Genomic DNA, 20,773 nt, shown 5'->3' on the forward strand with positions numbered 1-20,773 from the left:
GTCACTCGAACTCCATGATCACGTCGTCGACCGCCAGGCTGGCGCCGGGTTCGGCATTGACCTTCTTGACCACGCCCTTGCGTTCCGCGCGCAGGATGTTTTCCATCTTCATCGCCTCGACGGTGGCCAGCGCCTGGCCCTCCTGCACTTCGTCGCCCTCGGACACGTTGATCTTCACCACCAGCCCCGGCATCGGGCATAGCAGAAGCTTCGAGGTGTCGGGCGGCAGCTTTTCGGGCATCAGCCGCGCCAGTTCGGCCGCGCGGGGACGCCGGACATAGACCTTCAGATCCGCGCCCCGGCTGCGGATGCGGTAGCCGGCCGCGATCTCGTCGACCTTCAGCACCAGCGGCGCGCCGCCCACCGTCAGCCGCGCCAGCGACTGCCCCGGGGTCCAGTCGCTTTCCACCCGCAATTCGCGCCCGCCCACGGTGACGGTGGACCCGGCGCGATCGGCCTCGATCTGAACCTCGATCTCCTGCCCCGCGAGGCAGACGACCCAATGCTTGCCGACATGGCGTTCATGGTTGCCGAGCCGGCCGGAGATGCGCGCGCGCCGGATCTCGGCCACGCGGTGCATCGCCGCCGCCGCCGCGGCGATCCGGCTGATCTGGGCGTCGTCCAGCGTCGCGCCGGTGAAGCCGTCGGGATATTCCTCGGCGATGAAAGCGGTGGTGATGTTGCCCGAGATGAAACGCGGATGGTCCATCACCGCCGAAAGAAACGGCAGGTTGTGGCCGATGCCTTCGACCTCGAAGCCGTCAAGGGCGCGGCGCATCTCGTCGATGGCGGCCTCTCGCGTCGGCGCCCAGGTGCAAAGCTTGGCGATCATCGGGTCGTAATACATGCTGATCTCGCCGCCCTCGAACACGCCGGTATCGTTGCGCACCGCCGCCGTGCCCGTGGCCACCTCGGCCGGCGGGCGATAGCGCGTCAGCCGCCCGATCGAGGGCAGGAAGTTGCGATAGGGGTCCTCGGCGTATAGCCTGCTTTCGATCGCCCAGCCGTTGATGCCGATATCGGATTGCGCGAAGGGCAGCTTCTGGCCATCCGCCACCCGGATCATCTGTTCGACCAGGTCGATCCCGGTGATCAGTTCGGTCACCGGATGTTCGACCTGAAGGCGGGTGTTCATCTCGAGGAAGTAGAAGTTCTTGTCGCCGTCGACGATGAATTCCACCGTGCCCGCGCTGGCGTAATCCACCGCCTTCGCCAGCGCCACCGCCTGTTCACCCATCGCGCGGCGCGTCTCGGGGTCGAGGAAGGGCGAAGGCGCCTCTTCGATGACCTTCTGGTTGCGGCGTTGGATCGAGCATTCGCGCTCGTTTACATAGACGCAATTGCCGTGCTTGTCGGCCAGCACCTGGATCTCGATATGGCGCGGCTGGGTCACGAATTTCTCGATGAAGATGCGGTCGTCGCCAAAGCTGGCCGCGGCCTCGTTCTTCGAGGATTGGAAGCCCTCGCGCGCCTCGTCGTCGCTCCAGGCGATGCGCATGCCCTTGCCGCCGCCGCCGGCGCTGGCCTTGATCATCACCGGATAGCCGATATCCCGGCTGATCTTCACCGCCTCTTCGGCATCGCCGATCAGGCCCATGTAGCCGGGCACCGTGGACACCCCCGCCTCGGCGGCCAGCTTTTTCGAGGTGATCTTGTCGCCCATGGCCTCGATCGCGCCCGCCGGCGGCCCGATGAAGGCCACGCCCGCCGCATCAAGAGCTTCCGCGAACTTCTTGTTTTCGCTAAGAAATCCATAGCCGGGATGAACCGCCTCGGCGCCCGTTGCCTTGATCGCGGCCAGGATCTTGTCGATCACGATATAGCTTTGTTTGGCGGGCGGCGGCCCGATATGCACCGCCTCGTCGGCCATCTTCACATGCAGCGCATTGCGGTCGGCATCGGAATAGACGGCCACCGTCTTGATGCCCATCTTGCGCGCCGACTTGATGACCCGGCAGGCGATCTCGCCCCGGTTTGCGATCAGGATCTTCTTGAACATCTCCGCCCTTCCCGACTGACGGGGCGGCACGTTGCGGCCACCTCCGCGAACGACAAGACGCCACCGCGGCAGGCAGCCGCGATGGCGTCGATGTAATTGGTGGCCCGAGGGGCCGGACGCGGCCGAGCGCGCCCGGTCAGCGAGCCGTTATTTGTTGCGGCAGGCCTTCGCCCCCGCGTCGCGGCAGAACACACCGGCCGCACCGCCGATGAGAGCCCCGGTCCCGACACTTCCGCCAGTCGCACCCGCGATCGCGCCACCCGCGACCGCCCCGGCCACGCCGCGCTGCGCATCGTTTTGGAAGCAGCCGGCGAGCGAGCTGACAAGCACCGCCGCGATGGCGAATTTCCCCAGCTTGGCAGACAGGTTAGATTTGACAGGCAGGTTGGAAGCGATCTGCATTTTAACGTCTCCTCATTGTTAACCGACAGGGAGATACGGAAAATGTTCCGGCCTCCTCCCTGATTTCCACGATGGCAACGCCGCCGGGCGCAGAGCGGTTCCCTGCGCGCCCGGGAAAACCGTGCCGACGGTGTTCCGTCAAAAAAAGGCGGCCAGACCCGGGGAGGGTCTGGCCTAAGGGTAGGGGAAGGGTAACGGTCTTGACAAATCAGAGCCGCGGAATGGGTATGCCGCGCCTCATGGGTCAGCATGTCGCAGGCCTTGGCCCGGGGGAAGCCGAAACTTCCCGCCCCCTGAATCTGCGCAGTTCCTTGCCGTTTCGCTTGGGGGTTGCGCGGAATCATGCCGAAGCCCGCCCCCCGCGGTTGCTTCCGCCCCGGCCTGCGTCCCCGTCACCCGCCGTGTCGTCGGCGTCGTCGACACCGTCCCAATCGTCCTCGTCGCGCCAGCCCATCGCCGTATTCTCGGCGAAGATCTCGGGAAAGCTTGCTTCTGCCACGGCACGGTCGACACGCATAAGCGCATTGTAGTCCTGCGGATCGAAGGGGTCGTCGACTGCCACCACCTCGCGCCCGATCAGCCACGACAGCCGCCCGGCATCGAGATTGCCGCGCACGAAGGGTTCTTCGCCGAAATGCTCCCACAGCGCCGTCATGAAGGCCCGATCGGCGGCGCGGTCGACGGCGCGGCGATCGGCGTAGCGCTCGCGCCGCAGGATCCGGCTGGCGCCTTCCTTGGCGGCGCGGCGGATGGTGAACTGGAAATCGGTCCCGGGCATGCGGCCGGGAAAGCCGCGATGCTTGACCATCTCCGCCCCGGAATGGCCGCCACTCCCTTGCTGCTTGCGTGCCGAGCGCGGCCCCTTGCCGCCATGCCGTGCCATCACAGGCCCTCCCACTGGCATTGGTCACCTTCGGGCAGGAAGGTGTCGATGAACTGGCGCACCTGCGGATCGGTCGAACCGAACGGTACCGGCCGCGCCATCAGCGTGATCACGATCTCGTCGATCTGCCGTCCGTCCTGGCGCAGCGCCGGCAACGCGACGTGCGTGCAAAGATGAAGCATATCGTCCTCGACCGCGCGGGCATCCACCCGTCGCGCCGCGTCGCGCGCGATCCGCGGGGCGACAAAGCGATAGCGCAGGCGGCGCTCACCGCGGCGCTCGTCCGCACGGGGCCAGATGACCTGGAAAAGCGTCACCACCTGCCCCGACGGCAGCGGGATCAGCGCGGCCGCTGGCGCGGCTTGCGTTGCTGTCGCGGCCCCGCCCGCAGCCCGGGCCGCGCCCGGCAACGCCGAAAGCAGCGCGCAAAATATCAAGATCCTGCCCCGCGTCATGGCCCTACCCGGTCTTGCGCAGCAACACGCGCCGCGCCTTGGGATGTCCGGCAAGCACCTCGATCCGGCCCAGCCCGACCAGATCCCAGACCTGTTCATCCGACCGGCGCGCGCGCAGATCGACCAGCACCGCCCCGTCGGGCGCCACCTGATCGCGGAAGAACGGCAGATAGGTCGCAACCGGATAGTGAAAGCCGCAGGAGACGAAGCTGACCGCCAGGTCGATACGGCCCGCGCCCGCCGCCAGATCGTCGCGATCGGGGTTGAGCGTGGTGATGCGGTCCGCGGCCACGCCGTTGGCCTGCAGAAAGGCGCGCGCGGTGGCCAGATCGGTATAGGCCGCGCCCTCTTCGGCATAGCCGAAATGGCGGTGCGCGTTGGTCTCGATATCGATCAGCACGATATCGCAACCCAGATCGCGGAACGCGAAGAGATCCCAGATCGCATAGCCGCAACCGATATCGGCCAGTCGCCCGGGCGCCAGATCCTTCAGCGCCGGGCGCAGGGCGCGGTATTCGGCATGCAGGACGCCCGCGACGCGGCGCGCGATCTCGTCGCCCAGCCGGTCGATCTGCGCCTCGATCGGGGCGGTGTCGCCCGCGCCCCAGGCCTTGATCACCTGGCCATAGCGCGGCACGTCGTAAAGCACCTCGGACCGCTGCAGCAGCATGTTCAGCAGGTCCGCCTTCGAAAACATCGACAGATCGAGACCCTGGATCAGCGGATCACGGGCTTCGGCCGGAATGTCCAGTTTGACGACGTCGAGCGCGGCCATAGAAGCCCCCTAAAGCGGAATGTTGTCGTGTTTCTTCCACGGGTTTTGCAGCTTCTTGCCGCGCAGGCTGGCGAAGGCCCGCGCCACCCTCCTGCGGGTGGAATGCGGCTGGATCACCTCGTCGATAAAGCCCTTTTCGGCGGCGACGAAGGGGTTGGCGAAGCGGTCCTCGTAATCCTTCGTGCGCTGCGCGATCTTCTCGGCATCGCCCAGTTCGGAACGATAGAGGATCTCGACCGCGCCCTTGGCGCCCATCACCGCGATCTCGGCGGTAGGCCAGGCATAGTTGAAATCGCCGCGCAGATGTTTCGAGGCCATCACGTCATAGGCGCCGCCATAGGCCTTGCGGGTGATGACGGTCACCTTCGGCACCGTCGCCTCGCCATAGGCGAACAACAGCTTCGCCCCGTGCTTGATGACGCCGCCGTATTCCTGCCCGGTCCCCGGCAGAAAGCCGGGCACATCGACGAAGGTCAGGATCGGGATCTCGAAGGCATCGCAAAAGCGCACGAAACGCGCGGCCTTGCGGCTGCTGTCGATGTCGAGGCACCCCGCCAGCACCATGGGCTGGTTCGCCACCACGCCGACGGTCGAGCCCTCCAGCCGGATGAAACCGGTGATGATGTTCTTCGCGAAATCCTGCTGGATCTCATAGAAGTCGCCCTCGTCCGCGACCTTCAGGATCAGCTCCTTCATGTCGTAGGGCTGGTTGGGGTTGTCCGGGATCAGCGTGTCGAGGCTGCGTTCCAGCCGCGCGGGGTCGTCGAAGAACGGCCGCACCGGCGGCTTTTCGCGGTTCGAAGCGGGCAGGAAGTCGATCAGCCGCCGCACCTCCATCATCGCCTCGACATCATCCTCGAAGGCGCCGTCGGCGACCGAGGATTTCCTGGTATGGGTCGAGGCGCCGCCCAGTTCCTCGGCGGTCACGATCTCGTTGGTGACGGTCTTCACCACGTCGGGGCCGGTGACGAACATGTAGGAGGTGTCGCGCACCATGAAGATGAAATCGGTCATCGCCGGGGAATAGACCGCGCCGCCTGCGCAGGGCCCCATGATGACGCTGATCTGCGGCACCACGCCCGAGGCCATGATATTGCGCTGGAACACGTCGGCGTAACCCGCCAGCGAGGCGACGCCTTCCTGGATCCGCGCGCCCCCGGAATCGTTCAGCCCGATTACCGGCGCCCCGTTCTGCACCGCCATATCCATGATCTTGCAGATCTTTTCGGCATGAGTTTCCGACAAAGATCCGCCGAAAACGGTGAAATCCTGGGAAAAGACGTAGACCATGCGGCCATTCACCGTGCCCCAGCCGGTAATCACGCCGTCGCCCGCCGGGCGACTGTCTTGCATGTCGAAATCGGTACAGCGGTGGGCCTTGAACATGTCGAATTCCTCGAAGCTGCCCTCATCGAGCAGCAGTTCGAGCCGCTCGCGCGCGGTAAGCTTGCCCTTGGCGTGCTGCGCCGCGATCCGCTTCTCGCCCCCCCCCAGCCGGGCCTCGGCGCGGCGATCTTCCAGCTGTTGCAGGATATCCTTCATCGGCGATCTCTCCGGGTCCTCCGAGCCGCCCGGGCGCGGCCCCTCGCTGGGCGGGACATTAGCGGGAAAGACCGACCGACCAAAGGGGAATTCGTCAAATTTGCAAACATTTGGCAGGGTACTTGCTGCGAATTGAAAATCTGCAAACAGGCCGGTCCGCCGCCTGGGCGTTGTCGTAGCAGTCGCCGTGATGATGATACGATAGCCTGTTGAGACACATTTTCCGGGTTTGGGGCGCTCACAAACAAGGCAGTAATCGCTCATCGAGAGCAGACTTCATACATAAGCATTTATTTTCAATATGTTAATATATATTGGCTCTAGCGGCATTAGCAGCCCTCGGCCAAGCTTACGCCCTAGCAGCCTCCTAGCGCCCGTCTTGACCGCCAGCCTCACCCTCAGCATCGTCCAAACACTCCCCGGCCCTGCTTCGGACCGACCTACGATCCAGGCCACCGGGCGTTTGCCACATTTGTAAGGACACACTCGCAAAGATCTTTCTTGCGAAGCCGATGGCGCCTGCCGCTTCGGCAACGGACGAGGATTGTCATGCCCCGCATACCCTTCATTGAGGCAGCGCTCGGCCTGCCCGATCAGAGTGCCGATCTGATCGAGGCGCGATTGAGAAACTTCCACCGGAAGCTACTCGCGGCCGCCGCGCTCAAGAACAGCGCGGAGACCGATCCTTTCGACAATCCTCTCGGTTACGATCGCGAGCTGGACAGTTCTCCGCGAAAGATCCTGACGAATGACAGGCGCGTCAATGGCTGCGGAAGCGGCGGATCGGAAGACGACCATGATCGGGTGAGCCCGCGCAAGTATCTGAAAGCCGATCGCACGGCCTTGGGCCTGCAGTCGAAAACGAGGGGCGTGGGCGTCTGATCCGTCGAACCACGGGGGCATGAACACCAAATTGCATGCCGTCACGGACGCGAACGGCCGCCCGATCAGACGTCCATGTTCTTCGCACTAAGCGCGTCGAGATCAACCTCTAGTTGCGCAGCGACATCCGATCGTGTCCCCGCGCAGCTATCCCCCGATCTCGTAGGGCAGGATCCCGCGCTTGCCGGGATCGACGCTTAGGCGCCGCTCCAGCGGCGGGACCGAGCGCTGATGGCAATCGGGCCGCTCGCAGATCCGGCAGGAGATGCCGATCGGCTCAAAGCTGCGGGTCAGGTCCAGATCATCGGCATAGACCAGGGCGCCGGCATGCTGCACCTCGCAACCCAGCCCGATCGAGTAGCGCCGGACCGGCGCCCGGAAAGATCCCGCGGGCTTCGACACCTCGCGCGCCAGGCAAAGATAGCGCACGCCGTCCGGCGTCTCGGCCAGCTGACGCAGGAAACGGCCCGGCGTTTCGAACGCGCGGTGTACGTTCCAAAGCGGGCAGGCACCACCGAAGCGGGCAAACTGCAGCCGCGTGGCCGAATGGCGCTTGGTGATCGTGCCGGCCTGATCCACCCGCACGAAGAAGAAAGGAATGCCCTTGGCGCCGGGGCGCTGCAGGGTGGAAAGGCGATGCGCCACCTGTTCGATCGAGGCGCCGAAGCGGTCGGCCAGGCGCTCCAGGTCGTGGCGGGTCTCCTGCGCGGCGGCCATGAACAGCCGATAGGGCATCAGCGCGGCACCGGCGAAGTAGTTCGCAAGCCCGATCTTGGCGATCGCGCGTGCCTCGGCGGTCTGGAAACGGGCCAGATCCAGCGTGGCTTCCAGCAACTCGTTCTGCGCGAGAAGGGCCACCTGATGCAGCGCCTGAAAACGCTGCGTGCTGCCCGGCGCACGCGAGGAAAGCGTCAACTGCTTGGTATCGGGGTCGAAATACCGCAGCCACGGCCCATCGGCCCGGGTGAAGGTGACGCCCTGGTGGGCCAGGGCCTCTTGGGCTGCGCGCATCGGGTCGCCTGGACGGCCCGCGGGGCTGGCGAAATGCTCGGCCGCGCGGTCCACCGCGTCGATGTAATTGTCGCAGTAGTGGAAGAAATCGCGCACCTCCTCCCATGGCGAGGGCCGCAGCGTCGCATCCTTGGTGTCGAGCGCCTCATCGAGCGAGGCCAGCCGCTCATGCGTCCGCCGGTAGGCGCGGTGCAAATCGAGGAAGGCGCGCGCCAGGGCCGGGGCGTTCGAGGCCGCAAGCCGCAGATCCGCGATCGGCGGCGCGGCGGGGCCGAAGACCGGATCGGCCAGCGCCTCGCGCATGTCGCTGACGATGCGTTCGGCATCGTCGGTGGACAGCTCGGTCACGTCCAGCCTGAATTCCCGCGCCAGCGCCAGCACCACCCCGGCCGATACCGGGCGATGGTTGTTCTCCATCTGGTTCAGATAGGGCAGCGACACGCCCAGCTTGCCGGCAAAGGCCTTCTGGGTCAGCCCCAGATTGGTGCGGATCTCGCGCAGCTTCAGGCCGGCATAGAGTTTCGGAGTGGACATCGGGCCTCCACGCGGTTTGCGAACCCGATCCTAGCCTTTGCAAAGTGGCGGCGTCCAGCGGTCAGGATGGCGCGATCAGCGACACGGCGCCGCCCGCCGCGCCGCCGGCTTGGGTACGGGGGCGCAGGGCAGGCCGTCGCGGCGTTCAGGCCCGTTGCAGCATCCTCCAGATCTCATCCTTCAGCGCCACGCGCTTGCGACGCATGTCGGCCTCGTGGGCGCGGTCCGTGGGATGGGTATTGGTCTCGGCGCCATGTACCGCGCGGTTGAGTGCGTGGTATTCGTCGACCAGACGGGCGAAATGGGCGTTCGCGGCTTTCAGCGCGGCGATCCGGTCGGCCTCGGCGGGGAAGTCGTCGTGCAGTTCATGCGGGGTGATGCTCAAGGGGGCGCTCCTTCCCGGGGATCTTTCGCCCAGGCTAACGCCCCCCCCCACCGCCCGGCCTTGATACCGGTCAAGTCGCGCGCCAGATCAGCGCTGCGCGATTCGCCAGCCCGGGTTGATCCAGGGCTCGGCGTTCGAGGGCGGCAAAAGGCCCCGGCCCAGGATATGGTCGGCGGCCTTCTCTCCCACCATGATCGACGGGCCGTTGAGATTGCCGTTGGTGATGCGCGGAAAGATCGAACTGTCGACCACGCGCAGGCCGTCCACCCCGATCACCCGGCAGTCCGGGTCGACCACGGCGCCGGGATCGTCGCGCCGGCCCATCCGGGCGGTGCCGCAGGGGTGATAGGCGCTTTCGGCATGGTCGCGGATGAAGGCGTCGATCTCGTCGTCGCTCTGGACCGCGGCGCCGGGCTGGATCTCGTGCTTCACATAGGGTTTGAAGGCGTCTTGCGCGAAGATCTCGCGGGTCAGGCGGATGCAGGCGCGAAATTCCTCCCAGTCCCGGGCCTCGGACATCGCGTTGAAGCGGATCTCGGGGGGGGCCTCGGGGTTCGGCCCCAGCCGCACCGTGCCGCGCGATTGCGCCCGCATCGGACCGACATGGGCCTGAAAGCCATGGCCTTCGGCTGCCGCGCGGCCGTCGTAGCGCACCGCGATCGGCAGGAAATGGTACTGGATGTCGGGATATTCGATGCCCGCGCGCGAACGGATGAAGGCGGCACTTTCGAACTGGTTCGAACCGGCAAGGCCCCCGCCCCGCGTCAGCAGCCATTGCGCCCCCAGCAGCGCCTTGCCCCGCAGGTTCCAGTATTTGTAAAGGGTGATCGGCTGCGCCGCCGCCATCTGCACATAGACCTCGAGGTGATCTTGCAAATTGCCGCCCACGCCGGGGCGGTCGGCGACAACCGCGATGCCGCGATCGGCCAGATGCGCGGCAGGGCCGATGCCCGACAGCATCAGAAGCTTCGGCGTGTTGATCGACGAGGCCGCCAGCACCACCTCGCGCCGGGCGCGGATCACTTCCGTGCGGCCGCCGCGCGTCACCTCGACGCCGGTTGCGCGGCCTTCCTCGATCACCACGCGGCGGGCGAGCGCCCGGATCAGCGTGCAGTTCGGCCGCTTCAGCGCGGGTTTCAGATAGGCATTCGCCGCCGACCAGCGCCGCCCGCGCCAGATCGTGGCCTCCATCGCGCCGAAGCCTTCCTGCTGATGGCCGTTGTAATCCTCGGTCACCGGATAGCCGGCCTGCCGCCCGGCCTCGACGAAGGCCTGAAACAGCGGGTTCTTCCGCGGGCCGCGGGTGATGTGCAGGGGTCCGCTGTCGCCGCGCCAGTCGCTGGGCGCGCCGTCCGCGCCGCCGTGCCAATGCTCCATGCGCTTGAAATAGGGCAGCACGTCGGCGAAGGACCAGCCCGAGGCGCCCGCCTCGGCCCAATGGTCGAAATCGCGGGCATGGCCGCGCACATAGACCATCCCGTTGATCGAGGACGACCCCCCCAGCACCTTGCCGCGCGGCACCGCGAGGCGGCGGCCGCCCAGATGCGGCTCGGGCTCCGACCGGTAGCCCCAGTCGTAGCGCGCCATGTTCATCGGGTAGGAAAGCGCGGCGGGCATCTGGATGAACGGCCCCGCGTCGGTGCCGCCATGTTCGATGACCAGCACCTGCACCCCTGCCTCGGCCAGCCGGTAGGCCAGGGCGCAGCCGGCGGAACCGGCCCCCACGATCACGATGTCGGCTTCCATCAGGCCCCCTTGGCGCGCAGCGGTTCGTAGGAGATCATGACATGCCCGGCATAGGCCGGGCGGGCCTTGAGACGGTCGTGATAGGCCTCGATCGCCGGACGGGGACGGCGCGGCACGTCGATGTCGAACCAGCGGTAAAGCACATGGCCGATCACGATGTCGGCCAGGGTGAAGGCGTCGCCGCAGACATGGCCCCCCTGCCCGATCCGGCCCTCCAGGATGTCGAGCCTGCCCTCAAACGCCGCGATCGCGCGGGTCAAGGCGGCCTCGTCGCGGTCGCGCGCGGGGGTGCGGACGCGGGACCAGAAGATCGGGCCGGTAAAGGCGGGGGCAAAGCTGGTCTTGCCCCATTCGGCCCACATGTCGACGCGGGCGCGGGCCACCGGATCGGCGGGCCAGAAGGCGCCGCCGTCGCCATAGCGCGCCGCCAGATAGCGCAGGATGGCGCAGCTTTCGAACATCGCCAGATCGCCGTCGCGCAGCACCGGGACCAGGCCGTTGGGGTTCATCGCGCGGAATTCGGGCGTGTCGGTGCCGCCGTAGACATGGCCGTAATCCAGGCGCTCATGCGCAAGGCCCAGTTCCGCCACGCCCCACATCACCGCCTGCACGTTGGACGAGGTCGCGCGCCCAAGGATCGTGATCATGCCGCATCTCCGCTGTTCGATCCGGCGCCAAGCTGCGCGTCGAGGTAATCCAGCACCATGGCCGCGGCCTGCGCCCCGTCGGGCGGGCGCTGGCCCAGAACCTCGCGCAGATAGACGCCGTCGATCATCGCGGCCAGCCCTTCGGCCAGCGCCTCGGCCCGTTCGGGCGCAAGGGCGCGCAGGGGGGCGCGCAGGTTCGAACAGATCCGGTGCTGATAGACCCGCAGCAGCCGCTGCACCTCGGGCACGGTCTGGGCCAGGACATAGAAATTCAGCCAGGCACCGATGGTTTCGCGCCGGAAGGAAGAGGCCGCGAACGATGCCCGGATCACCGCGCGCAGCCGGTCGCGCGGGCCCTCGGCCAGCGCCAGCGCACCGCGCACCTCGGCGCCGTAAAGGCTGAGGATGTGGCGCATCGCGGCCAGGAACATCTGCTCTTTCGAGCCGAAGTAATGATGCGCGAGCGCCGAGGACACCCCCGCACGGCGGGCGATCTGCGCCACCGTCACGTCCAGGCTGCCGGCCCGGCCGATCTCGGCAATCGTCGCCTCGACCAGCGCCGCCTTGCGAATCGGTTCCATACCAAGCCGTGGCATCGCCGCTCCTTGCTGCTGTTGAATCTGGCTAGCGCATGGTTTATTGACTCGTCAATCAATAAAAGGGCAGAAAGCCCCTCATATCGCTTTGCAAGCTTGTGGCCTGCGGGTTACGTTGCGGCGCAATGCCGCGCTTCTTTGCGCAAGACCAAACCGGAAGACCAACATGGGAGCCCGTTCATGACCATTCGCACGACCCTCCTCACAGCCTGCGCGGGGCTGGCCCTTGCCCTTCCCGCGGCCCAGGCCGCCCGGGCCGAAACCGCAGCAAACTGCGACACGATCAGCTTTTCGGATGTCGGCTGGACCGATATCACCTCTACCACGGCGGTGACGGAGTTCATCCTGGGCGCCCTGGGCTACAAGACCGAGACCAAGATGCTGTCGGTCCCGGTGACCTACACGGCGCTGGCCAAGGGCGATGTACAGGTGTTCCTGGGCAACTGGATGCCGACCATGGAAAGCATCATCGCACCCTACAAGAAGGCCGGCACGGTGGATGTGGTGCGCGCCAACCTGGAGGGCGCCAAATACACGCTGGCCACCAACAAATACGGCGCCGAACTGGGCATCAAGAGCTTTGCCGACATCGCCAAGCACGGCAAGGCGCTGGACCACAAAATCTACGGGATCGAGCCGGGCAATGACGGCAACAAGGAAATCCTGAAGATGATCAAGCAGAACGCGTTTGGTCTGAAAAACTTCCAGATGGTGCCGAGCTCCGAACAGGGGATGCTGGCCCAGGTGCAGCGCGCCAAGCAGCGCCACAAGCCGATCATCTTCCTGGGCTGGGAGCCGCATCCGATGAACACCCGTTTCGACATGACCTACCTGTCGGGCGGCGACAAGTTCTTCGGGCCCAACTACGGCGGCGCGACGGTCTATACCAACGTGCACGCGGGCTTCGTCAAGCAATGCCCGAATGTCGGCAAGCTCCTGGAAAACCTGGTCTTCAACCTGAAGATGGAAAACCAGATCATGGGCTCGATCCTTGACGACGGGGCCCAGCCGAAGGCGGCGGCGGTGAAATGGCTCAAGGCCAACCCCGACGCGATCAAGCCTTGGTTGAAAGGCGTGACGACCAAGGACGGCGGCGACGCCGTGGCCGCGGTCGACAAGGCGTTGGGCATGTGATCGGCCGGGCCCCGGGCATCGTCCGGGGCCCCGCGACCTTGGGCAGGGCAGGATGAACTGGATTACCGACCACAAGATCCCCGTAGGCCGCGTGGCCGCGGACCTCTTCAACTGGCTTCAGAACCACGCAGGATGGTTTTTCGACGGGCTGTCTATAATGATGGAGCGGATGATCGGCTCAATATTGTCGATTCTTCAGTTCCCAGTAGACGCGCACATCTTCCAGCGGATCTTTGATGACACCGTATGGCTTTTGTTGTTGATCCCTGCTGTCACATTCAAGCCTTTTGCTGCTTGGCTGTATGAGCACATGCCGATCCTCTACACTGGCTACAAACCCCTCTACCCCGACGTCTATCAACCTTATGTGGTCGTCGCGGCCTTCGTGTTGCTTACTTGGTTCCTGCAGCGGTCGTGGAAGATCGGCCTGCTGGTGCTCCTGGGGTTCCTGTTCATCCTCAACCAGGGCTATTGGCAGGAGACGACGCAAAGCCTGACGCTGGTGCTGGCGGCCTGCGTGGTGTGCATGGGGATCGGGGTGCCGATCGGCATCTTCCTGGCGCACCGGCCGCGCACCTATCAGGTGGTCAGTCCGCTCTTGGACCTGATGCAGACGCTGCCGCCCTTCGTCTATCTGATCCCGGCGATCATCTTCTTCGGCCTGGGCATGGTGCCCGGCCTGATCGCCACGGTGATCTTCGTGCTGCCCGCCCCGATCCGGCTGACGCAGCTTGGCATTTCCTCCACCCCCACCACGCTGCTCGAGGCCGCCACCGCCTTCGGCTCGACCCCGCGCCAGCGGCTGTGGAAGGTGGAACTGCCCTATGCCTTTCCGCAGATCATGGCGGGGCTGAACCAGACCATCATGCTGTCGCTGTCGATGGTGGTGATCGCGGCCTATGTGGGCGCCGATGGACTGGGCGTGCCGGTGGTGCGGGCGCTGAGCCAGGTCAACACCGCGCTTGGGTTTGAATCGGGCTTCATCATCGTCGTGGTGGCGGTGCTTCTGGACCGGATGCTGAGGGTGACACGCAAATGAGTGCCGACCGCAACATCGCCGTCCGCTTCGACAAGGTCTCGATCGTCTTCGGCGAGGACCCGGAAAGCGCCCTGCCGCTGATGGACCGCGGCCATAGCCGCGAGAAGGTGCAGGCCGAGACCGATCAGGTCCTGGGGGTGCATGATTGCAGCCTCGACGTGGCCGAGGGCGAGATCCTGGTGTTGATGGGCCTTTCCGGGTCGGGCAAGTCGACGCTTTTGCGCGCGGTGAACGGGCTGAACCCGGTGGTGCGCGGCGCGGCGCATGTCTCGGACGGGGAGGGTCTGATCGACGTGACCCATGCCGATGCCGCGACGCTGCGCCGGCTGCGGTTGAAGACGGTGTCGATGGTGTTCCAGCAATTCGGCCTGCTGCCGTGGCGCACGGTGCGCGAGAACGTGGGCCTGGGGCTGGAACTGGGCGGCATGTCGCGTGCCCAGCGCCGCGAGAAGGTGGATCAGCAGCTGAACCTGGTGGGCCTGTCGGACTGGGCCGACCGCCGGGTGGGCGAATTGTCGGGCGGCATGCAGCAGCGCGTCGGGTTGGCGCGGGCCTTTGCCACCGAGGCGCCGATCCTGTTGATGGACGAACCCTTCTCGGCCCTCGACCCGCTGATCCGCACCAAGCTGCAGGACGAGTTGCTGGAATTGCAGCAAAAGCTGCGCCGCACGATCGTCTTCGTCAGCCACGATCTGGACGAAGCCTTCAAGATCGGCAACCGGATCGCGCTGATGGAGGGCGGGCGGATCGTGCAATGCGGCACCGCGCGCGAAATCTTCCAGAACCCGTCTTCCGAATACGTGGCCGATTTCGTGGCGCATATGAACCCGCTGGGCGTGCTGACCGCGCGCGATGCGATGCAATCGGTGGGCGGCGCCCCCCCGACCACGACTGTCGCCGCCGAGACCCCGATCCAGGAAGTCATGGCGCGGGTCAGCGCCCATCACGCCGCGGTCGGCGTAACCGAGGACGGCCGGGTGATCGGCGAGGTGACGCGCGACAGCGTGCTGGGGCGGCTGCTGGACCCGACCGGCGGACGCGCGGGCTGAGCCCGACCGGCCCGGCCCGAGCAGCGCGCACCTGGCCGTGGGGTGGCACCTCGTGGCGGGGGAGCGACGCCATTTATCGCGGCAAGGTCCCGTGAGACTGCCCGCGCTATATGAGAGCATCCAAGCACCAGCCCGTCGAGCCAAAGGCACGCCGCCAATTGTCGGCACGCCTTCGACGGGAGACGGGAAGTGACGGGACGGGCAGGCGCTCGCCCTGCGCCTACGGCGCGCACCGGGCGACAGAGGGCTAGGGGCGACAGAGGGCCAGCTTCCGCCACGCGCCTCACGGGCAGGCGCGTGCCCAGATCGGGCCGAGCCCTGCCCTAGCCCTTCATCTGGTTCACCACCGGCGTCACCAGCCGGCGTTTGATCACCGCCTCGCGCCAGGTGATGAAGCTGACCGCGGCGATGATCATGCCACCGCCGGTCACCACCCAGATATCGACCGGCTCATTGAACCAGATCGCGCCGATCGCGGTGGCCCAGATCAATTGCAGGAAGGTCACCGGCTGGGTCACCGTCACCGGGGCCAGGCGGAAGGCATGGGTCATGCACAGATGCCCCGCCGTGGCGAAGGCCGCGACGATCGACAGCCAGATCACCTCGTGCCAGGCGGGCGTCACCCAATTGCTGGCCGCCATCGGCGCCAGCGCGATCGTCACCGTGATCGACAGCATCGCCACCACCACCGGCGCCGGGGCCTCATCGGCCAGCTTCTTGGCGATCAGGTAGGAGGCCGCGAAGAACACCGCCACCCCCAGCATCGCCAACTCGCCCGATGACACGGCGGCAAAGCCCGGGCGCACGATCACCGCCACGCCCAGCAGCGCGACCAGGACCGCGACGATGCGGCGTGCCGCAAGTTGCTCTCCCAGGAAGAGCGCCGCGCCGATGGTCACATAGACCGGCGCGAGATAGTTGATCGCGGTGACCTCGGCGATCGGGATCCGCGCCATCGCATAGAACCACAGCAGCACCCCCATCCCATGTACCACCCCGCGCGCCGCAAACAGCGACAGCGAACGCAGCGTGTAGCGGTTGCGCAGGATCGGCCGCAGCATCGGCACCAGGAACACCAGCCCCAGCGCATAACGCAGGAAAGCGGCCTCGCTGGCCGGCAGGGCATCGCCCAGATACTTGACGATCGCGTTGACCGCGACAAAGCACAGCCCCGAGGCCAGCATCCACAGCATACCTGCCATGGGCTGTGCCGCCGCCGATACCCTGGCGCTGCCCCGACCAGGGTCCGCGCCATCGGCACGCGTGGGAATGCAGGCAGAACCAGAGGCCATGGCACCGCAATCCCATGAAGTCACGCCTTTGACAAGATCGCAGCGACATCGCTGCGATTTCACCACCTGGCCCGGCTCGCCAGCCTATCCGGTTTCGGTTTCGCTCCGCATCGTACGCGCCACTGCTTCGGCAATTACCATACCCTCTGCCGCGGGCGCCGTTGTCTTGGCCCGAGCCTCGGGCGCGGGCGCGTCGGTCCCCCGATCGCCGGTCTGAGGGGCATTTGCGGCGACCGACCGGGGCTTGCGCTTCGCGATGGCCGGCGCGGTGGGTACGGCAACGGGCCTGGGCCGTCCGGACGCGCGGCCCGACACGACGGGCTCGGGCACCGCTGGCGGCGGCGGCGGGGCCTTGGCGCGCCAGCGCTCGACGCGCTTGTCCATCATCCGCCGCCACAAGGGCGGGAAAAGCGCGATGGCCCCCATCACCGGCAAGGAGAAGGGCAACATCGGTGCCGCCCCCCGTGCCGGCAATGCCAAGCCGGGAAACGGGGTGCCGGGATGTTGATGATGTGCGGAATGGCGAGGCGCGTTCAGCATCATCGCGCCCGAATACCAATGCGGCGCGTTCCAGGAATGCCCGGGCCCCACCGCTTGGGTCCGGCCATGGCGCTCTCGGCGCCGCTCCAGCCCATAATGCTGCACATAATCCGACACCAGCAATTGCATCTGCGCATAGGCGGCAAGCAGCAGGTACGACACCACCCCGCCCAGCCCGAAAAGCGCCGCCACCAGCAGCAGGCAGGCCAGCGCGCCACCCAGGTAGATCGCATAGGGGTGCGGCCCGACATCTGCGCGGCGGCTCTTGCGCAGGGCGGTCTCGATCTCGGCCCCGGCGCGGAAGCTGCCCCACCAAGCCTGCGGCGCGAAAGCGTAGAAGCCCTGGCCAAGCACGGCGGTGTTGGGGTCATCGACCGTGCCGACGAAACGGTGATGGATATGACGATGGGCCGAGGTATGGTGGCCGAAAAGCAATGAGATATAGATCCACATCCCCAGCCGGAACAGACCGCGACGGGAACGGTGGATCAGTTCATGCGCATTCGAATTGCTGACCTGCCCGAAATAAAGCCCGAAGGCCATGAAAAGCGCGATCCGCGCCCCCCAGCCCAGGCCGGTCGCCCCGCCGACCGCGGCGATGGCCAGAAGCAAAAGCGCGAAATGCATCCCCCCCAGCAGGATCGACAGCCGATCGGCGGCGGGAAACTCGGCCCCCTCCTGCGCGGCGCCGCCGGCATAGGCCACGCGTTCGTCCATCACGAAGACGAAGACCGTCATATAGGCCAGTGCCGCCAGCGCCCACAGGCCGCCCAGCGCGGCCCCGACGGCGAACAAGGTCACGGGCATCAAGGTGGCTATGGCGAACAGATACATCGTGCTCTTCCCGCGAGGGCCCGGATTGCGTAAATGGGGGGTCCGAGCGCAAAGCGAAGCAGGAAATCATGGCGCGAACAAGGCAAGGGCCGGCCCGAAAAGCGGGGATCCGCTGATGGCGGGGATGGCGTTCTCTCTGGGGTTCGGACTGGCGGTGGTCTATTTGCTGCGCTGGATCACGCGTCCGGTTTCATGGCAGCGCAGCATTTTCAAGACGATGGCCACCGCGCTGCTGGCGGCCGCTGCGCTGCCGCTGGGGGCGCCACCCTTGATCGCCTTGGGGCTGGCGCTGGGGGCGGTGGGCGATTTGGCCCTTTCGCGCCCCGGTCAGCGCAGCTTTCTGATCGGGATGGCGGCTTTTGCCGCGGGCCACCTGGCCTATGCCTGGCTGTTCCTGCGAATGGGCACCAATGATCCGTTGATCGTGCCGTCGCTGGTGGTGCTGGTACTGGCGGGGTCCACCGAATTCTGGCTGGCGCCGCGCACCGGCGCGCTGAAATGGCCGGTGCGCGGCTATGTGCTGGTGATCACGGCGATGATGCTTGCGGTGCTCACCCTGCCCGGCCGGGCGTTGACGGTGATGCTGGGGGCGGCATTGTTCGTGTTGTCCGACCTGCTGCTTGCGATCGAACTCTTTTGCCTGGACCGTCCGTCGCCCTGGCTGTCCCGCTCGGTATGGCTGTGCTATTGGGGTGGCCAAGCATTGATCCTGCTGGGCACCGCCGCAGCCCTGGGCCCCGGCGCCCCCCTCTGAGCACGGTCGCCTTCGGCCCCCCGGCCGCCGCGACGGAAGCAATTCGATAGGGCGTTTAATCCGGGCCGTGCCTTGCGCGCGGGCGCGATCCGGGGCATCACGTCCCGGGCTGACAGGAGGCGGGCAATGGCCGGACGCAAGATCAATCCGATCGTCAAGATGGTGCTGGAATTCGGCCCGATCCTGGTGTTCTTCCTGGGCTACATGCGGCTCAAGGGCCAGCATTTCATGATCGGGGGCACCAATTACGACGGCTTCATCCTGGTCACCGCGGCCTTCATCCCGCTGATGCTGATCACCACCGCGATCCTGTGGCGCCTGACCGGGCATCTGTCGAAGATGCAGATCACCACCGCAGTGATGGTGGTGATCTTCGGCGGGCTGACCGTCTGGCTGAACGATCCCGCCTTCATCAAGATGAAGCCCACGATCATCTACCTGCTGTTCGGCGGCATCCTCGGCATCGGGCTGTTGCGCGGCAAAAGCTACCTGCGCGTGGTGATGGAAGAGGTGGTGCCGCTCAAGCACGAGGGCTGGATGATCCTGACCCGCCGGGTCTGCGTCTTCTTCCTGGGCATGGCCGTGCTGAACGAGATCGTCTGGCGCACCATGAGCACCGAGACCTGGGTCACCTTCAAGACCTTCGTGCTGACCATCGCGATGTTCGCCTTCTTCATGCTGCAGGGCCGGATCTTCACCGAATACGCGGTGGAGGAAGGGACCGAGGCCGACGCGGAGGCGGACGAGAACTAGCGGCCCGTCACGCCCGCACGGGCACGCTTGCGCTCAGGGCCCCGCCCTCATGCCCGGTCGATGCGCGCGGCGAAGCAGCCGTGCATCGCGTAATGGCTGTGAATGTATGCGACCTCGTCCTGCGCCAGCATCTTGCGGATCGCGGGCGCGATCTCCGCGCCCTCGGCAAGATCCGCCACCACAATATGGCCCCGCACGTCGATCCCGCGCAGCGACAGAACGCGACGGGACAGTACCTCGGGCAGTTCGTCCACCGCGTCATAGGGGGTCTCGGCGCCCTCGGCCACGAAGATCGCGTGGCGCGAGCGGTAGGGCGAATCAACCGGCAGGTGCTCGTAGTTCAGCAACAGTGCCGTCTTGCCCGGCTCAAGATCGCGCAGGGTAACGCGGTCGGGAACGCCCGGGGCGGCGGCGACCTCGTGGCGGATCACGCCCCGGGCGGCGAGCACCTCGTCAGACAGGCCATAGAGCGGGCGGAACGGATCGGGCGAGAGCCCGCGGATGCGAAAGGACATGGGATACCTCCGTGTGACAGACGCGGATATCCTGCGCGTTCGCGGCGCCTGGAGCAGCCCGTTTCCTGCGCAATCCTGCTGCGCCGCGGCGGGGGGGGCGCGCCCGGCTAGGGCCGCGCGGGCGGCCGGGCGGCGGCGGCGCGGAAGGCGGCCAGTACCTGCGCACGATCATGGCCCCGATCTTCCAGCCGGCGCAGACCGAAACGGACATGGGCCATTTCCTGATAATAGCGCAGGAAGGCGTAGTTGATCCCCGCCCCGGCCACCGCGCCCAGCAGCGGCACCGCCTGGGCGGCAAGCTTCTCGCTCAGCACGACCGAGACGCGCGGCGCCACCGTCGCCAACACCCGGTTCAGCGCCGGGCCGGTGATCGCCACCCGCGCGCCCAGGAACGAGGTGTTGACCCCGTCATCGCGATGCAGCGGGCTGCCCGCGCCGAACACCTGCAGGCATTCCAGCCGCACCGAGGGATCCGCCGGGTCATAGCCGTAGGAGGCCGCGATCTTCTGGATCGCGCGGAAGATCAGCGTCACCGTCACCGGCAGTTCCGCCAGCGCCGAAGGCAGGCCGCCGAAGCCGCCGATCGCGCCGGTCAGCACCGCCGCCGAGCGATGCCCGGGTTCGGCGGTGCCGGCGCCCTGGCCCAGCGTCCGGCCGGCCAGCCCATAGACACGCCGCAGGGCACCTTCGACGACGGTCTCGATCCGGTCCTTCACGGCGTCGGGCAATGCCTCGACCCGTTTCTCGACCTGAGAGCCAAGCAGGTTGACCGCCGTCATCACCGGCCCTGCCGCCGCCCGGTAACGCGCGGCGAGGCGGGCGATCTCGTCGGCGTCCGGGGCGGCGTCCGGGGCGGCGTTCGGGGCCGGTGCGGCAACAGGCAGGTTTTCGTGATCCATGCCTATCATGGTAGGGCGGCGCCCGCAGCCTTGCAATGGCCACCGCGCGCCTCGCCGCAGCGCAACCGGGGCACGACCGGGGCGCGATCCCCGCCACATCACGCAAC

20 protein-coding genes and 1 pseudogene are annotated in these 20,773 nt (G+C 66.6%); 6 read left to right on the top strand and 15 right to left on the bottom strand.

Features of this window, described 5'->3' with window-relative positions:
• Nucleotide 1: 1 nt before the first annotated feature.
• The 6 genes from BLV97_RS02570 to BLV97_RS02595 form a co-directional block, all read right to left on the bottom strand.
• The gene (locus tag BLV97_RS02570; protein ID WP_035841195.1) at nt 2-1,999 is read right to left on the bottom strand and encodes an acetyl-CoA carboxylase biotin carboxylase subunit; all 1,998 of its coding nucleotides are present in this window, start codon (nt 1,997-1,999) and stop codon (nt 2-4) included.
• A 147-nt stretch (nt 2,000-2,146) separates the two neighbouring features.
• Nucleotides 2,147-2,401 carry a hypothetical protein gene (locus BLV97_RS02575; RefSeq protein WP_051645982.1) on the bottom strand — a complete coding sequence of 85 codons (255 nt, stop codon included), beginning with the start codon at nt 2,399-2,401 and terminating at the stop codon, nt 2,147-2,149.
• A 340-nt stretch (nt 2,402-2,741) separates the two neighbouring features.
• Nucleotides 2,742-3,209, bottom strand: a complete 468-nt coding sequence (locus tag BLV97_RS02580; protein WP_081825000.1) for a hypothetical protein — start codon at nt 3,207-3,209, stop codon at nt 2,742-2,744.
• Nucleotides 3,210-3,283: 74 nt separating this feature from the next.
• A complete protein-coding gene (locus tag BLV97_RS02585; RefSeq protein WP_035841198.1) occupies nt 3,284-3,739 on the bottom strand; it encodes a DUF6497 family protein in 456 nt (151 codons plus the stop codon).
• A gap of 4 nt (nt 3,740-3,743) precedes the next feature.
• Nucleotides 3,744-4,514 carry an SAM-dependent methyltransferase gene (locus BLV97_RS02590; RefSeq protein WP_051645983.1) on the bottom strand — a complete coding sequence of 257 codons (771 nt, stop codon included), beginning with the start codon at nt 4,512-4,514 and terminating at the stop codon, nt 3,744-3,746.
• Nucleotides 4,515-4,523: 9 nt separating this feature from the next.
• A complete protein-coding gene (locus tag BLV97_RS02595; protein WP_035841200.1) occupies nt 4,524-6,056 on the bottom strand; it encodes an acyl-CoA carboxylase subunit beta in 1,533 nt (510 codons plus the stop codon).
• Nucleotides 6,057-6,819: 763 nt separating this feature from the next.
• On the opposite strand from BLV97_RS02595, the pseudogene BLV97_RS20665 reads away from it, so the two are divergent.
• Nucleotides 6,820-7,005, top strand: a pseudogene (locus tag BLV97_RS20665) (IS5/IS1182 family transposase); the annotation flags it as partial.
• Nucleotides 7,006-7,085: 80 nt separating this feature from the next.
• Here the strand turns inward: BLV97_RS20665 and BLV97_RS02605 are convergent.
• From BLV97_RS02605 to betI, 5 genes are all read right to left on the bottom strand, one after another.
• Entirely contained in the window at nt 7,086-8,483 is a 1,398-nt protein-coding gene (locus BLV97_RS02605) for a helix-turn-helix domain-containing protein (RefSeq protein WP_035841413.1), read from the bottom strand.
• Between the two features lie 145 nt (nt 8,484-8,628).
• On the bottom strand, nt 8,629-8,868 hold the full coding sequence (locus BLV97_RS02610) for an HP1242/YdcH family protein (protein WP_035841415.1): 240 nt from the start codon (nt 8,866-8,868) through the stop codon (nt 8,629-8,631).
• Nucleotides 8,869-8,955: 87 nt separating this feature from the next.
• On the bottom strand, nt 8,956-10,614 hold the full coding sequence (gene betA, locus BLV97_RS02615; protein WP_035841417.1) for a choline dehydrogenase: 1,659 nt from the start codon (nt 10,612-10,614) through the stop codon (nt 8,956-8,958).
• On the bottom strand, nt 10,614-11,261 hold the full coding sequence (locus tag BLV97_RS02620; RefSeq protein ID WP_035841419.1) for a glutathione S-transferase family protein: 648 nt from the start codon (nt 11,259-11,261) through the stop codon (nt 10,614-10,616). Before BLV97_RS02620 ends, betA begins: the two co-directional genes overlap by 1 nt.
• Nucleotides 11,258-11,857, bottom strand: a complete 600-nt coding sequence (gene betI / locus BLV97_RS02625) for a choline-binding transcriptional repressor BetI (RefSeq protein ID WP_092163934.1) — start codon at nt 11,855-11,857, stop codon at nt 11,258-11,260. Before betI ends, BLV97_RS02620 begins: the two co-directional genes overlap by 4 nt.
• 180 nt (nt 11,858-12,037) lie before the next feature.
• Here betI and BLV97_RS02630 point away from each other — a divergent pair, with 180 nt between their 5' ends.
• The 3 genes from BLV97_RS02630 to choV are packed head-to-tail and all read left to right on the top strand — an operon-like array spanning nt 12,038 to nt 15,079.
• The gene (locus tag BLV97_RS02630; RefSeq protein ID WP_035841423.1) at nt 12,038-12,991 is read left to right on the top strand and encodes a choline ABC transporter substrate-binding protein; all 954 of its coding nucleotides are present in this window, start codon (nt 12,038-12,040) and stop codon (nt 12,989-12,991) included.
• A gap of 52 nt (nt 12,992-13,043) precedes the next feature.
• Nucleotides 13,044-14,030 (top strand): choline ABC transporter permease subunit, encoded by a 987-nt coding sequence (gene choW / locus BLV97_RS02635; RefSeq protein WP_035841425.1) that lies wholly within the window; start codon nt 13,044-13,046, stop codon nt 14,028-14,030.
• Complete coding sequence (gene choV, locus BLV97_RS02640; protein ID WP_035841427.1) at nt 14,027-15,079, top strand: choline ABC transporter ATP-binding protein; 1,053 nt, start codon at nt 14,027-14,029, stop codon at nt 15,077-15,079. Before choW ends, choV begins: the two co-directional genes overlap by 4 nt.
• 323 nt (nt 15,080-15,402) lie before the next feature.
• Here the strand turns inward: choV and BLV97_RS02645 are convergent, their stop codons facing one another.
• Both BLV97_RS02645 and BLV97_RS02650 read right to left on the bottom strand, forming a co-directional pair.
• Entirely contained in the window at nt 15,403-16,281 is an 879-nt protein-coding gene (locus tag BLV97_RS02645; protein ID WP_035841429.1) for a DMT family transporter, read from the bottom strand.
• Nucleotides 16,282-16,455: 174 nt separating this feature from the next.
• Nucleotides 16,456-17,745, bottom strand: a complete 1,290-nt coding sequence (locus BLV97_RS02650; protein ID WP_081825013.1) for an alkane 1-monooxygenase — start codon at nt 17,743-17,745, stop codon at nt 16,456-16,458.
• A gap of 115 nt (nt 17,746-17,860) precedes the next feature.
• On the opposite strand from BLV97_RS02650, the gene BLV97_RS02655 reads away from it, so the two are divergent.
• Nucleotides 17,861-18,499 carry a lysoplasmalogenase gene (locus BLV97_RS02655; protein WP_081825020.1) on the top strand — a complete coding sequence of 213 codons (639 nt, stop codon included), beginning with the start codon at nt 17,861-17,863 and terminating at the stop codon, nt 18,497-18,499.
• A 126-nt stretch (nt 18,500-18,625) separates the two neighbouring features.
• Nucleotides 18,626-19,252, top strand: a complete 627-nt coding sequence (locus tag BLV97_RS02660; protein WP_035841488.1) for an inner membrane-spanning protein YciB — start codon at nt 18,626-18,628, stop codon at nt 19,250-19,252.
• A gap of 47 nt (nt 19,253-19,299) precedes the next feature.
• On the opposite strand, the gene BLV97_RS02665 is transcribed toward BLV97_RS02660, so the two are convergent.
• Both BLV97_RS02665 and BLV97_RS02670 read right to left on the bottom strand, forming a co-directional pair.
• A complete protein-coding gene (locus BLV97_RS02665) occupies nt 19,300-19,767 on the bottom strand; it encodes a DUF1203 domain-containing protein (protein WP_035841490.1) in 468 nt (155 codons plus the stop codon).
• A gap of 107 nt (nt 19,768-19,874) precedes the next feature.
• Nucleotides 19,875-20,666 carry an EcsC family protein gene (locus tag BLV97_RS02670; protein WP_035841491.1) on the bottom strand — a complete coding sequence of 264 codons (792 nt, stop codon included), beginning with the start codon at nt 20,664-20,666 and terminating at the stop codon, nt 19,875-19,877.
• Nucleotides 20,667-20,773 lie beyond the last annotated feature (107 nt).

Origin of the sequence: Allgaiera indica, assembly GCF_900106675.1 — a bacterium.
Lineage (GTDB): Bacteria > Pseudomonadota > Alphaproteobacteria > Rhodobacterales > Rhodobacteraceae > Acidimangrovimonas > Acidimangrovimonas indica.